This is a genomic window from Actinacidiphila bryophytorum (assembly GCF_016916835.1).
Lineage (GTDB): Bacteria > Actinomycetota > Actinomycetes > Streptomycetales > Streptomycetaceae > Actinacidiphila > Actinacidiphila bryophytorum.
The window spans coordinates 357354-370040 of sequence record NZ_JAFFIX010000003.1; the positions used below are offsets into that span (position 1 = coordinate 357354).

At 71.4% G+C, this 12687-nt stretch carries 15 protein-coding genes; 13 read left to right on the top strand and 2 right to left on the bottom strand.

The features are described 5' to 3' along the window. Both ffh and JT723_RS06750 read left to right on the top strand, forming a co-directional pair. Complete coding sequence (gene ffh / locus JT723_RS06745; RefSeq protein ID WP_205043538.1) at positions 1-1563, top strand: signal recognition particle protein; 1563 nt, start codon at positions 1-3, stop codon at positions 1561-1563. 36 nt (positions 1564-1599) lie between these two features. Beyond that, a complete protein-coding gene (locus JT723_RS06750) occupies positions 1600-2115 on the top strand; it encodes a GNAT family N-acetyltransferase (protein WP_205043539.1) in 516 nt (171 codons plus the stop codon). A gap of 54 nt (positions 2116-2169) precedes the next feature. On the opposite strand, the gene JT723_RS06755 is transcribed toward JT723_RS06750, so the two are convergent. Both JT723_RS06755 and JT723_RS06760 read right to left on the bottom strand, forming a co-directional pair. Beyond that, positions 2170-2673 (bottom strand): ribonuclease FAU-1 family protein, encoded by a 504-nt coding sequence (locus JT723_RS06755; protein ID WP_205043540.1) that lies wholly within the window; start codon positions 2671-2673, stop codon positions 2170-2172. A gap of 79 nt (positions 2674-2752) precedes the next feature. Next, the gene (locus JT723_RS06760) at positions 2753-3595 is read right to left on the bottom strand and encodes a class I SAM-dependent methyltransferase (RefSeq protein ID WP_240165154.1); all 843 of its coding nucleotides are present in this window, start codon (positions 3593-3595) and stop codon (positions 2753-2755) included. Between the two features lie 195 nt (positions 3596-3790). Between JT723_RS06760 and proS the strand changes: the two genes are divergently transcribed. The 11 genes from proS (at position 3791) to lepB (JT723_RS06815) (ending at position 12666) form a co-directional block, all read left to right on the top strand. Next, a complete protein-coding gene (proS, locus tag JT723_RS06765; protein ID WP_205043541.1) occupies positions 3791-5203 on the top strand; it encodes a proline--tRNA ligase in 1413 nt (470 codons plus the stop codon). Between the two features lie 231 nt (positions 5204-5434). Then, positions 5435-6025 carry a hypothetical protein gene (locus JT723_RS06770; protein ID WP_073500400.1) on the top strand — a complete coding sequence of 197 codons (591 nt, stop codon included), beginning with the start codon at positions 5435-5437 and terminating at the stop codon, positions 6023-6025. A 148-nt stretch (positions 6026-6173) separates the two neighbouring features. Continuing rightward, positions 6174-6617, top strand: coding sequence for a 30S ribosomal protein S16 (rpsP, locus tag JT723_RS06775; RefSeq protein WP_205043542.1), 444 nt, complete (start codon positions 6174-6176; stop codon positions 6615-6617). Positions 6618-6619: 2 nt separating this feature from the next. Further along, positions 6620-6859: an RNA-binding protein gene (locus tag JT723_RS06780; RefSeq protein ID WP_033173065.1), complete on the top strand. Its 240-nt coding sequence runs from the start codon at positions 6620-6622 to the stop codon at positions 6857-6859. A 171-nt stretch (positions 6860-7030) separates the two neighbouring features. Further along, complete coding sequence (rimM, locus tag JT723_RS06785) at positions 7031-7600, top strand: ribosome maturation factor RimM (RefSeq protein WP_205043543.1); 570 nt, start codon at positions 7031-7033, stop codon at positions 7598-7600. Position 7601: 1 nt separating this feature from the next. Next, positions 7602-8423: a tRNA (guanosine(37)-N1)-methyltransferase TrmD gene (trmD, locus tag JT723_RS06790; RefSeq protein WP_205043544.1), complete on the top strand. Its 822-nt coding sequence runs from the start codon at positions 7602-7604 to the stop codon at positions 8421-8423. A 131-nt stretch (positions 8424-8554) separates the two neighbouring features. After that, positions 8555-8905: a 50S ribosomal protein L19 gene (gene rplS, locus JT723_RS06795; protein ID WP_205043545.1), complete on the top strand. Its 351-nt coding sequence runs from the start codon at positions 8555-8557 to the stop codon at positions 8903-8905. Positions 8906-8949: 44 nt separating this feature from the next. After that, on the top strand, positions 8950-9669 hold the full coding sequence (gene lepB, locus JT723_RS06800; RefSeq protein WP_205043546.1) for a signal peptidase I: 720 nt from the start codon (positions 8950-8952) through the stop codon (positions 9667-9669). Continuing rightward, on the top strand, positions 9662-10810 hold the full coding sequence (gene lepB, locus JT723_RS06805; RefSeq protein ID WP_205043547.1) for a signal peptidase I: 1149 nt from the start codon (positions 9662-9664) through the stop codon (positions 10808-10810). The genes lepB (JT723_RS06800) and lepB (JT723_RS06805) overlap by 8 nt, the downstream gene beginning before the upstream one ends. Positions 10811-10973: 163 nt before the next feature. Next, positions 10974-11870, top strand: a complete 897-nt coding sequence (gene lepB / locus JT723_RS06810) for a signal peptidase I (protein WP_205043654.1) — start codon at positions 10974-10976, stop codon at positions 11868-11870. A gap of 34 nt (positions 11871-11904) precedes the next feature. Next, positions 11905-12666: a signal peptidase I gene (lepB, locus tag JT723_RS06815; protein WP_240165156.1), complete on the top strand. Its 762-nt coding sequence runs from the start codon at positions 11905-11907 to the stop codon at positions 12664-12666. The last annotated feature ends 21 nt before the right edge of the window (positions 12667-12687 follow it).

Genomic DNA, 12687 nt, shown 5'->3' on the forward strand with positions numbered 1-12687 from the left:
GTGTTCGACACTCTGTCTGATCGCCTCGCGAATACCTTCAAGACCCTCCGGGGGCGCGGCCGTCTGTCCGAGGCGGACATCGACGCCACCGCGCGCGAGATCCGGATCGCGCTCCTCGAAGCGGACGTGGCGCTGCCCGCCGTACGCGCCTTCATCGCCAACGTCAAGCAGCGGGCCTCGGGCGCCGAGGTCTCGCAGGCGTTGAACCCGGCGCAGCAGGTCATCAAGATCGTCAACGAGGAACTGATCACCATCCTCGGCGGCGAGACCCGCCGGCTGCGCTTCGCCAAGCAGCCGCCGACCGTGATCATGCTGGCCGGACTCCAGGGCGCCGGCAAGACCACGCTCGCGGGCAAGCTCGGCAAGTGGCTCCAGGGCCAGGGCCACACCCCGCTGCTGGTCGCCTGCGACCTCCAGCGGCCCAACGCGGTCAACCAGCTCAGCGTCGTCGCCGAGCGCGCCGGAGTCGCGGTCTACGCCCCCGAGCCGGGCAACGGCGTGGGCGACCCGGTCAAGGTCGCCAAGGACTCCATCGAGTTCGCCACGTCGCGGCAGCACGACATCGTCATCGTGGACACCGCGGGCCGGCTGGGCGTCGACCAGGAGCTGATGCAGCAGGCCGCGGACATCCGCGACGCCACCCACCCCGACGAGATCCTCTTCGTCGTCGACGCGATGATCGGCCAGGACGCGGTCAACACCGCGGAGGCCTTCCGCGACGGCGTCGGCTTCGACGGTGTGGTGCTCTCCAAGCTCGACGGCGACGCCCGCGGCGGTGCCGCCCTGTCGATCGCGCACGTGACCGGCAAGCAGATCATGTTCGCCTCGAACGGCGAGAAGCTCGACGACTTCGACGCCTTCCACCCGGACCGGATGGCGTCGCGCATCCTGGGCATGGGCGACATGCTGTCGCTGATCGAGAAGGCCGAGCAGACCTTCAGCCAGGCCGAGGCCGAGAAGATGGCGGCCAAGCTGGCGAAGGGCCCCAAGGAGTTCACGCTCGACGACTTCCTCGCCCAGATGGAGCAGGTCCGCAAGATGGGCTCCATCTCCAAGCTGCTCGGCATGCTGCCGGGCATGGGCCAGATCAAGGACCAGATCAACAACCTGGACGAGAAGGACGTCGACCGCACCGCCGCGATCATCAAGTCGATGACCCCGGGCGAGCGCGCCGACCCGCACCTGATCAACGGCTCCCGCAGGGCGCGTATCGCCAAGGGCTCGGGCGTCGAGGTCAGCGCGGTCAAGAGCCTGGTCGAGCGGTTCTTCGAGGCGCGCAAGATGATGTCGCGGATGGCGCAGGGCGGCGGCATGCCCGGGATGCCGGGGATGCCCGGCATGGGCGGCGGCCCCGGCCGGCAGAAGAAGCAGCAGAAGCAGGCCAAGGGCCGGCGGCAGAGCGGCAACCCGATGAAGCGCAAGGCCGACGCGGCCGCGGCGGCTGCCCGCCGCGAGGAGCAGCAGCAGGGCCAGGGCGCCGGCCAGGGCGGCAGCCCGTTCGGCCTGCCCGGCGGCGGCCAGGACTTCGAACTGCCCGACGAGTTCAAGAAGTTCATGGGCTGATGCGGGGGCGCCGCGGCCTCGCGGGATGATGGGTGCATGCGCGTATCGATCAGAGAGCCCAGGTCCAGTGACGCCGAGGCGCACCGCGGTGCGGTGCTGCGGTCCGTGGAGCACCTTGCGCCGTGGAATCCGGTGGAGCCCGACGTCCTGCCCGAGCTGCTGCGGCGGCAGGGCCCCGGGCTGCGGACCTTCCTGATCATCAACGACGAGGACGGCGGCATCGTCGGCAAGTGCAATGTCGCCAACATCGTCATGGCCCGCTTCCGCAACGGCGCGCTCGGCTACGACAGCTACGTGCCGTACAACGGCACCGGCCGGATGAGCGAGGGCCTGCGGCTGGTCGTGGACCGCTGCTTCGCCGCCGAGCCGGACGGACTCGGCCTGCACCGGCTGGAGATCAGCGTGCAGCCGGACAACGTCCGCTCGGTGGCCATGGCCAAGCGGCTCGGTTTCCGGCACGAGGGCTTCTCACCGCGGATGCTCTACATCAACGACGCCTGGCGCGACCACGAACGCTTCGCCATGACCGCGGAGGAATGGCCCGGCCTGTAGCCGGGTACGGACCGCGGCCCGTACCCGGCGCATTTGCCGGCGCAAGGCCGCGGTTCAGTCCAGCAGGGGAGCCAGCCCGCTCTTGCGGCGGGCCAGCGCCTCCAGCTCGTCCAGGGCACGGACCGCCCGCCCGGCCGCGTCCGGGTCGCGCTCGGCCAGGCCGCTGTCGGCGAACTCGTCCTCGTCCAGCCGCAGCACCCGGCTGCCGTCGGCCGACACCCACAGGTCCAGGTCGAGGTCCTCGGAGACCAGCTCGCCGCCCGCGGCGAGCACCGGGCGGGTGATGTCGCAGTACCAGCCCTTGCGCACACCGCGGGCGTCGCACACTTCCTTGACCGAATACCACCGGTCGCGCCAGTAGCGCTCGGTGAAGACGTCGCCGGGCTCGAAGCGTACGAAGCCGAAGTCCCGGACGTCGGGCAGCGACCAGGGTGCGGTCACCGTGACGCGGACACCGTCGTCGGCGACCACGGTCGCGGGGTAGCTGACCTTGTCGCGGCCGGCCTTGACCAGGCGCACGGACACCGGGGTGCCGGGCGGCAGGGGAGTGGTGGGCATGCCCCCAGCCTTGCCGATGCCGCGGCAGGCGGCCAGCGAATTCGCGGGGGCCGGTCGGTGGGGTCGGTGGGGTGGGCGGTCAGACGCGGGCGATCAGGTAGCGGAAGACGTTCTCCATCCGGACGGTGCCGTCGGGGCGCCGGTAAGGGTGCAGTGCCTCGGCGATCTCCTTGTCCACCTGCTGCTGGTCGGTGGCGGCCACCGCCGCCTCGAACAGGCCGGTCGCCAGCAGGCCACGCACCGCACTGGCCTGGTCCTGGTAGCCGAAGGGGCAGGACACCCGGCCCGAGCCGTCGGGGCGCAGCCCCGCGCCCCTGGCCAGGTCCTCCAGGTCGTCCCTGCCGCCGATCCCCGGCGTCGGCGCGGCCTCGCCGCGCGGTTCGGCCAGCCGGGCCGCGACGGCGAGCACCCTGGCGGCCGAGCAGCGCTCCGGCGGCCCCCAGCCGGCCAGCACCACCGCGGTGCCGGGCCGGGCGTCGGCGGCGACCGCGGACAGTGCGGGCCGCAGGTCCTGCGCGGGCGTGGCGGGGTCGAGCGCGGTGACGACGTCGTAGCCGCCGGCGCGCACGTCCGCCGATGTGGGTGCGCCGGTGCGCAGGCAGGCCGCGGTGTCCGCCACGAGTGCGCCGCGCGGCAATGTACCGAGCCTTTGCGGTACGGCCATCCGCTCCGCGGCAAGGCGCAGCCGGCCGGGGTCTGCGTCGTATCCGGTGACGGCCGCGCCCCTCGCCGCGGCGAGCAGCAGTGCGAGGCCGGAACCGCAGTTCAGAGCGAGGATTCCGGTGCCGGGGCCGACGTCGAGCCGGTCGTTGACGGTGTCGTAGAGCGGTACGAGCATGCGTTCCTGGATCTCGGCCCAGTCCCGCGCCCGGTCCTGGTGTGCCGTCTCCGGCCTGGATCCGCGATAGAGGGTAGGTGCCATCGAAGCCCCAATCAGCCACGCTTCGCCGTGTGCCCCCGTGGGAATGTGTGCCGCTTTCGTCCCCGAGAGCCAGACAACTGCTGTTTGCCCGCCCCGTCCAGGGGCCGCGGAAGGCGTTTTTCACACGTTCCGCGACCGGTCCCGCAGCCGTAACCGATTCACGCTGCGGGCGCCTCGACACGTACCATCGCCTGCATGGCAAAGGCTCCCGTTCTCACCCCCCAGGCGGACGACTTCCCGCGCTGGTACCAGGACCTGATCAACAAGGCAGAGCTGGCCGACAACGGCCCGGTCCGCGGCACCATGGTCATCCGACCGTACGGCTACGGCCTGTGGGAGCGGATGCAGCAGGAGATGGACACCCGGATCAAGCAGGCGGGTGCGCAGAACGCGTACTTCCCGCTCTTCATCCCGCAGTCCTTCCTGACCCGGGAGGCAGAGCACGTCGAGGGCTTCGCGCCGGAGCTGGCGGTCGTCACGCACGGCGGCGGCAAGGACCTCGAAGAGCCGGTCGTGGTCCGCCCCACTTCCGAGACGATCATCAACGAGTACTTCTCGAAGTGGGTGCAGAGCTACCGGGACCTGCCGCTGCTGATCAACCAGTGGGCGAACGTGGTGCGGTGGGAGATGCGGCCGCGCGTCTTCCTGCGCACCACCGAGTTCCTCTGGCAGGAGGGCCACACCGCGCACGCCACGTACGAGGACGCGCGGGACTACGCGGCGCGCATCCACCGCGAGGTCTACGCCGACTTCATGGCCAACGTGCTGGGCATGGACGTGGTGCTGGGCCGCAAGACGGCCAAGGAGCGCTTCGCCGGCGCCATCAACACCCTCACCCTCGAGGGCATGATGGGCGACGGCAAGGCCCTGCAGCTGGGCACCAGCCACGAGTTGGGCCAGAACTTCGCGAAGGCCTTCCACACCCAGTACCTGTCGGCCGAGGGCGGGCAGGAGCACGTGTGGCAGACGTCGTGGGGCAGCAGCACGCGCATGGTCGGCGGGCTGATCATGATGCACGGCGACGACAACGGCCTGCGGGTGCCGCCGCGGCTCGCCCATGTGCAGGTCGTGGTCCTGGCGATCAAGGGCGACGACGAGGTCGTGGCCAAGGTGCGGGAGGTCGGCGAGAAGCTGACCGCCGCGGGGCTGCGGGTCGTCGTGGACGACCGCACCGACACCCCCTTCGGCCGCCGCGCGGTCGACTGGGAGCTGAAGGGCGTGCCGGTCCGCATCGAGATCGGCCCGCGCGACCTGGAGGCCGGCACCGCGATGCTGGCCCGGCGCATCCCCGGCGGCAAGGCGCCGGTGGCGCTCGACAGCCTGGCGCAGCTGCTGCCGACGGTGCTGGAGGAGGACCAGGCGCAGCTGCTGCGGGAGTCCCGCGAGCGCCGGGAATCCCGCACCGTGGACGTCGCGACCGTCGAGGAGGCGGCCGAGGCCGCGGCCACCGGCTGGGCGCGCATCCCGTGGGCCGACCTCGGTCCGGTGGGCGAGGAGGAGCTGGCCCAGCAGGGCGTTTCCGTGCGCTGCCTGGTCACCAAGGACGGCGCAGTGCCCGACTCGGACGACGCTCCCGGCACCCTGGCGATCGTCGCGCGGGCGTACTAGCCCCCGCGCGGCACCCCCGGGTGTCCGCTGACCGAAAACCGATGTACGTAATACGTGGTTCGTCCTTCGATGGGGCGGGTGCGCGGCTTCTCCACTGTCCTCCGCACCCGCCCTGCGTCATGCCCATCCACGCCCATCCACGGCGCATCATCCGGAACTGACCGATCAGTGCAAATTAATTGGGCTGGCCCGGAATCGGAACACCGGGAGCGCCCGGCTCGTTGTCACGGCGTGAGCACGACACCACCTGTTCTCGCCGCCGAGCTGGCAGTCGCGTGGGCCGACATTCAACGGCACCACCCCGAGCTGCCCGATCTGGCCGCCCCCGAGTCCCTGATCGGAGAGTCGTCGTCCGCCTGCGGAAACGCACTCTCCTTCGAAAGGCTGCTGCATGAGGCCGTGCACGGGATCGCCGCAGCGCGCGGCATCCGTGACACCTCGCGTGCCGGCCGCTACCACAACCGCCGATTCCTGGCCATCGCCGACGAGATGGGCCTCGACCACGCCGAGGAGCCGCACCCCAGCAGCGGCTTCTCGCTCGTGGTGATGCGCCCGGACACCCGCAAGCGATATCGGGTGACCATCGACCGGCTGCAGCGCGCCCTCAAGGCCCACACTGTGGCCACCACGGCGGACACCGCGAGCTCCTTCCGCGGCCCCGCCGCACGCCACGGCTCGTCGGGCGGCGGTGTGCGGGTCAAGGCGGTCTGCGACTGCGGGCGCAATGTGCGCGTCGTGCCGTCGGTGCTCGCGCAGGCGCCCATCATGTGCGGTGCCTGCGGGCAGCCCTTCCGTATCCCCGAGGTCGTGGGTGCCGCCTGAGTGTGGCAGAATGTCCAGCTGAGAACTCGACAGCCGTGCAGGAACCCTCTCTCCTTCGGCTGACGCGTCCATCGGGCGCACGACTCCCGCAACCCCACGTGGAAGTCCGCTGTGCCCAAACACGTCAACACCAGGAGAACCCACTCCCGTGGCAGTCAAGATCAAGCTGAAGCGTCTGGGCAAGATCCGTTCGCCTCACTACCGCATCGTCGTCGCCGACTCCCGTACCCGCCGTGACGGCCGGGCCATCGAGGAGATCGGCCTGTACCACCCGGTGCAGAACCCGTCGCGTATCGAGGTCGACTCGGACCGCGCCCAGTACTGGCTCTCCGTCGGCGCGCAGCCGACCGAGCCCGTGCTCGCCATCCTCAAGCTCACCGGTGACTGGCAGAAGTACAAGGGCCTTGAGGCCCCCGCGCCGCTGCTGGTCGCCGAGCCCAAGGCCGACAAGCGCGCCCTGTTCGAGGCCGCGGCCAAGGACAGCGCCGACGAGCCGAAGGGTGAGGCGATCACCCCCAAGGCGAAGAAGGCCGACAAGAAGGCCGACGACACCGCCGAGGCCCCGGCCGCGGCTGAGTCCACCGAGGCCTGAGCGTGCTTGAGGAGGCTCTTGAGCACCTCGTGAAGGGCATCGTCGACAATCCCGACGATGTGCAGGTGGACATGCGCACCCTGCGCCGTGGCAGCGTGCTGGAGGTCCGGGTGCACCCCGACGACCTCGGCAAGGTGATCGGCCGCAACGGCCGTACCGCCCGCGCGCTGCGCACCGTCGTGGGCGCGCTCGGCGGCCGGGGCATCCGCGTCGACCTGGTCGACGTCGACCAGGTGCGCTGAGCGCCGGCCGTACCGCACGGAAGACCGGCTCGGGCCGGGGGTGGCGATGCCGCTCCCGGCCCGAGCCGTATGCCGTACGACCCGAGGTCGTACGAAACGGCCGCGGGCCGGACCGCGGACCGGACCACGTGGCGATCACGTACCGATCACGTACGAGAGGTGAAGCGCTCCATGCAGCTGGTAGTCGGCAGGATCGGCCGCGCCCACGGCATCAAGGGCGAGGTGAGCGTCGAGGTGCGCACCGACGAGCCGGAACTGCGGCTTGCGCCCGGCGCCGTCCTGGCCACGGATCCGGCCGCCACCGGGCCGCTGACCATCGCCGCGGGCCGGGTGCACAGCGGCAGGCTGATGCTGCGCTTCGAGGGCGTCAGCGACCGCACGGGCGCCGAGGCGCTGCGCAACACGCTGCTGATCGCCGAGGTGGACCCGCAGGAGACCCCGGAGGATCCCGAGGAGTTCTACGACCACCAGCTGATCGACCTCGACGTCGTCACCCGCGACGGCCGCGAGGTCGGCCGGATCGCCGAGATCAGCCACCTGCCGTACCAGGACCTGCTGGTCGTGCGGCGGCCGGACGACACGGAGGTGCTGATCCCCTTCGTCGCCGAGATCGTGCCGGAGATCGACCTGGAGGAGCAGCGCGCGGTGATCGACCCGCCGCCCGGGCTGCTGGACGACATCGCGCCGCAGGACACCGAACCCGGCGGGACCGGCGCCGGCGACGACGCCGTGGACGGCTGACATGCGCATCGACGTCGTCACGATCTTCCCGGAGTACCTGGAGCCGCTGAAGGTCTCGCTGGTCGGCAAGGCCCGCGCGGCGGGCCGGCTCGACGTACAGGTGCACGACCTGCGCGACTGGGCGCACGACCGGCACAACACCGTCGACGACACCCCGTACGGCGGCGGCCCCGGCATGGTCATGATGACCGGGCCGTGGGGCGAGGCACTCGACGACACCCTGGCCGCGGGATACGAGGCGGGCGCCGGCGGCCCCGCCCTCGTCGTACCCACCCCCAGCGGCCGGCCCTTCACCCAGGTGCTGGCCGCCGAGCTGTCCGCGCACCCCTGGCTGATCTTCGCGCCCGCCCGCTACGAGGGCATCGACAGCCGTGTCACCGCCGAGTACCGCACCAGGATGCCGGTCCATGAGGTCTCCATCGGCGACTACGTGCTGGCCGGCGGCGAGGCCGCCGTACTGGTCATCACCGAGGCGGTGGCCCGGCTGCTGCCCGGAGTGCTCGGCAATGCGCAGTCGCACCGCGACGACTCCTTTGCGCCCGGCGCGATGGCAAACCTGCTGGAGGGGCCGGTCTTCACCAAGCCGCCCCAGTGGCGCGGCCGCGGCATCCCCGACGTGCTGCTCAGCGGCCACCACGGCAAGATCGCCCGCTGGCGGCGGGACGAGGCCCTGCGGCGTACCGTGGCCAACCGGCCCGACCTGGTGCAGCGCTGCGACCCCGCCGTCTTCGACCGGCGTGACCGGGAGATGCTCAGCATCCTGGGCTGGCAGCCGGGACCCGACGGGCGATTTGGGCCCAGCCCCTACGCCGTGGAAGAATGAGCGGCTGCTGCCCGTCCGGCGCGCGCCCCTGCCACAGGGGGAACGACGCCGACCGGAAGGGGCGGCGAACCCCCTGACGAAACACCACGTTCCGCCGATGACCTGTGGCATCGGCGAGGAAGCAGACACCAGTGACCAACCTGATCGAGGGCGTCAACAGCGCGTCCCTGCGCACCGACATCCCGGCCTTCCGCCCCGGTGACACCATCAACGTCCACGTGCGCGTCATCGAGGGCAACCGCTCCCGTGTGCAGCAGTTCAAGGGCGTCGTCATCCGCCGCCAGGGCGCGGGCGTCAGCGAGACCTTCACCGTCCGCAAGGTCAGCTTCTCCGTCGGTGTCGAGCGCACCTTCCCCGTGCACACCCCGATCGTCGAGAAGATCGAGGTCGTGACCCGCGGCGACGTCCGCCGTGCCAAGCTGTACTACCTCCGTGAGCTGCGCGGCAAGGCCGCGAAGATCAAGGAGAAGCGCGACAACTGACCGCTCGGCGTATCGGGGCAGCGGCCGGATAAGCTCTGGCCTCGATGAACACCGAAGCAGCCGTACCGGAACGCGACCGTTCCTCTGCCGCCGACGAGGCGGAACCGGAGGAGCGGTCGCGTTCTGTCGTGCTGCTCTCGGCCCTTGCGCGTTCCGTGCCTGTGTGGTGGGCCGAATGGCGGCGTACGATCCTGCTCGCGCTCGCCGCTGTGGCCGCGCTGCTGCTGGTCAGCACCTTCGTGGTGCAGCCCTTCCAAGTGCCCAGCGGCTCCATGGAAGGCACGCTGCGGATCGGTGACCGGGTGCTGGTGGACAAGCTGGCGTACCGCTTCGGCGGGACTCCGCGGCGGGGGGACGTGATCGTGTTCGACGGCGAGGGGTCGTTCACGGAAGGCGGCGGCACGGACTTCGTCAAACGGGTGATCGGCGTCGGCGGCGACCGCGTCACCTGCTGCGACCCCCAGGGCCGGCTGCTGGTCAACGGCCACCCGCTGGACGAGGGCTACCTTTATCCCGGCGACACGCCCTCCCGGGTACCGTTCGACATCGTGGTTCCGGACGGAAGACTCTGGGTGATGGGCGACCATCGCGACGACTCGCGCGACTCGCGCGACCACCTCGGCGATCCCGGCGGCGGCACCGTTCCCGTGGGCAAGGTGATCGGCCGGGCCGACTGGGTCGGCTGGCCCGTCGGCCACTGGACCCGGCTGCGCCGCCCCGCCGCCTTCGCCGCGATCCCCGCCCCGGCCGGCGCACATGGGTAGCCGCGGCAAGGCGCGTCCGGCCGCGGGCCGGGCGCGCGAGGCGGCTCCCGAGCAGGAGGCGCCCGACGACTCCCAGCCGCCGAGACTGCCGGGCCACACCCGGATCGAGCGGCGCCGGCTGGCCCGCAAGGTCCGCCGCAAGCGGCGGCGCTCGCTGGCCAAGGAGGTGCCGCTGCTGGTCATGGTGGCCCTGCTGATCGCCCTGGTGCTCAAGACCTTCCTGCTGCAGGCGTTCGTGATCCCGTCCGGGTCGATGGAGCAGACCATCAAGATCGGCGACCGGGTGCTGGTCGACAAGCTCACCCCCTGGTTCGGCTCCGAGCCGCACCGCGGTGACGTCGTCGTCTTCAAGGACCCCGGCACCTGGCTCAAGGGCGAGCCGGCGCCCAAACCCGACCCGGTGGTCGTCAAGCAGGTCAAGCAGGTCCTGACCTTCATCGGGCTGCTGCCCGCCACCGGCGAGCAGGACCTGATCAAGCGGGTCATCGGGGTCGGCGGCGACACCGTCGAGTGCTGCGACGCCCAGGGCCGGCTGCTGGTCAACGGCAAGCCCATCGACGAGCGCTATCTGTATCCGGGAAATCCACCCTCATTGACGAAATTCGTCAGGAAGGTGCCGCAGGGCCGGCTGTGGGTGATGGGCGACCACCGCTCCGACTCGGCCGACTCGCGGTACCACATGGACGAGCCCGGGGGCGGCACCATCTCGGAGAGTCTGGTGGTCGGACGGGCTTTTGCGATCGGCTGGCCGATCGGCCACTGGCAGCGGCTCAAGGAGCCGTCAACCTTCTCCGCGGTGCCGGCCCCGGGGTCGGCCGCCGCGGGAGCCACAGCTGAGCCCACTAGTGTGGGCTCGGCCAACAACGGTCAAAGGACGAACCAGCTACCGACTCCTGCGGAACTCTCGCTCGTTATGGGAGTGGCGGGCCTGCGCCGGATGGGGCGCGGGCGGCGGACTGGAGTGAGGAGTGGATGTGGGGGACCTGGTGGTCGGCGCACGGTCTGGACCCGGCGAGCCCGAGAAGCGGGATGCCGAGGTGCCCCCTGCCGACGAATCGGCGGCAGACGCCGCGGTCCCCGGACACCCCCCGGCCGGGCCGGTCTACGACGACGGTGCGGACATGGCTCCCGCCAAGCCTGACCCGGCGGCGGGCGGCAGCCCCGCCAAGGACGCATGGGAGGCGGACCCGGCGGTGGGCTCCGGGCTGCCCGGGAACGGTCTGCCGGGGCACGGCGTGCCCGGGCCTGGCGTGCCCGGCAGCGGCCCGCAGGGCGGCGGTCTGCCCGCGAACGGCATTCCGGCGATGGCCGGCGGCGTTCCCGGCGAGCCGGTCGGCCCGGTCGGCCCCGCAGGACCGGGGCGTGACCCGGACGACGACGAGGACGAGGGGCGGCCCGCGCACGGCCGCAAGCAGCGGTCGTTCTGGAAGGAGCTGCCGCTGCTGATCGGCATCGCCCTGGTGCTGGCGCTGCTGATCAAGACCTTCCTGGTGCAGGCCTTCTCCATCCCGTCGGACTCGATGAACAACACCCTGCTCAAGGGCGACCGGGTGCTGGTCGACAAGCTCACCCCGTGGTTCGGCTCCACGCCGACCCGCGGCGAGGTCGTCGTCTTCCACGACCCGGGGGGCTGGCTGCCGGAGAACCCCTCGCCGAGCAGCAACGTGGTGGTGCGCGGCCTGCAGAAGGGCCTGAGCTTCATCGGTCTGATGCCGTCCGCCGACGAGAAGGACCTGATCAAGCGGGTGATCGGGGTCGGCGGCGACACCGTGTCGTGCAAGGGCACGGGACCGGTGATGGTCAACGGCAAGGCGCTGGACGAGCCGTACATCTTCCCGGGCAACACCGCGTGCAGCCCCGAGGTGCCCTTCACCGTGCACGTACCCAAGGGCAGGATCTGGGTGATGGGCGACCACCGCCAGGACTCGCTCGACTCCCGCTTCCATACCACGCTCCCGGGCGGCGGCACCGTCCCGAACAGCGACGTGGTGGGCCGCGCCGTCGTGGTGGCCTGGCCGGTCACCCGCTGGGACGTGCTGTCCATCCCCGGGACCTTCTCGCAGCCCGGCATCAATGCCGCGGCCGGTACGGCCGTCCCCGCGGCGGCCGGCCTCGCGGGCGCCCTGCCGCTGGTGATGTGGCGCAGGCGGCGGCTGCTGTCGAAGGCCGGGCCGGTGCAGGAGAGCGCGGAAGACTGCTGACCGGGGACCGTACCCCCGGGTAGGGTTCCGGTCCATGAGCAGCAGCAGCGGTGCGATGACCAGCACCACAGGGAGCAGCACCGCAGGACGCGGCACAGCCGGCGGCAGGGGAAGACTCGGCCACCGGCTGTCCGGCGCGGTCATCGCGCTGGGGTGTGTGCTCTTCCTGGGCGCCGCGGTGTGGGCCGCCGTGGTCTACCGCCCCTACACGGTGCCGACGAATTCGATGGTGCCCACCGTGCAGCCCGGCGACCGGCTGCTGGCCCAGAAGGTGTCGGGCTCCGACGTGCACCGCGGCGACGTGGTGGTCTTCAAGGACAAGCTGTGGGGCAGCGAGCCGCTGGTCAAGCGGGTCGTCGGGGTCGGCGGTGACACGGTGTCGTGCTGCGACGCCAAGGGCCGGCTCATGGTGAACGGCAAGGCGATCGACGAGACCTACCTCAAGGACGGCGGCCCCGCCTCGCTCGAACCCTTCCGCACCCGGGTCCCGGCCGGTGAGATATTCCTGCTCGGCGACAACCGCGCGGTCTCCGAGGACTCCCGCATCCACCTGGCGGACGCCGAGGGGGGCTCCGTCCCGGTCAGCGACGTACGCGCACGGGTGGACGGTGTGGCCTGGCCCGCGTCCCGGATGGGCCTGCTGTCGCCGACTTCCGCCTTCGACGCGGTCCCCGGCAGCGGGTCCCCCGGGCAGGGGCCGCTCGGCCCGCTCACGATCGCGGTCATCGCCGGAGCCGTGCTGATTCTGGGCGGCGCCGCCTACGACCCGGTGGCCAGACTGTTCAGGCGCCGGTGACCTCCGTGGACGTCCCGGGTG

What these genes read in the sequence shown, in the direction of transcription:
- JT723_RS06750 (WP_205043539.1), top strand. Translation starts at nt 1,600, where the DNA reads ATGCGCGTATCGATCAGAGAGCCCAGGTCCAGTGACGCCGAGGCGCAC.
- JT723_RS06755 (WP_205043540.1), bottom strand. Translation starts at nt 2,673, where the DNA reads ATGCCCACCACTCCCCTGCCGCCCGGCACCCCGGTGTCCGTGCGCCTG.
- JT723_RS06760 (WP_240165154.1), bottom strand. Translation starts at nt 3,595, where the DNA reads ATGGCACCTACCCTCTATCGCGGATCCAGGCCGGAGACGGCACACCAG.
- proS (WP_205043541.1), top strand. Translation starts at nt 3,791, where the DNA reads ATGGCAAAGGCTCCCGTTCTCACCCCCCAGGCGGACGACTTCCCGCGC.
- rimM (WP_205043543.1), top strand. Translation starts at nt 7,031, where the DNA reads ATGCAGCTGGTAGTCGGCAGGATCGGCCGCGCCCACGGCATCAAGGGC.
- trmD (WP_205043544.1), top strand. Translation starts at nt 7,602, where the DNA reads ATGCGCATCGACGTCGTCACGATCTTCCCGGAGTACCTGGAGCCGCTG.
- lepB (WP_205043546.1), top strand. Translation starts at nt 8,950, where the DNA reads ATGAACACCGAAGCAGCCGTACCGGAACGCGACCGTTCCTCTGCCGCC.
- lepB (WP_205043547.1), top strand. Translation starts at nt 9,662, where the DNA reads ATGGGTAGCCGCGGCAAGGCGCGTCCGGCCGCGGGCCGGGCGCGCGAG.
- lepB (WP_205043654.1), top strand. Translation starts at nt 10,974, where the DNA reads ATGGCCGGCGGCGTTCCCGGCGAGCCGGTCGGCCCGGTCGGCCCCGCA.
- lepB (WP_240165156.1), top strand. Translation starts at nt 11,905, where the DNA reads ATGAGCAGCAGCAGCGGTGCGATGACCAGCACCACAGGGAGCAGCACC.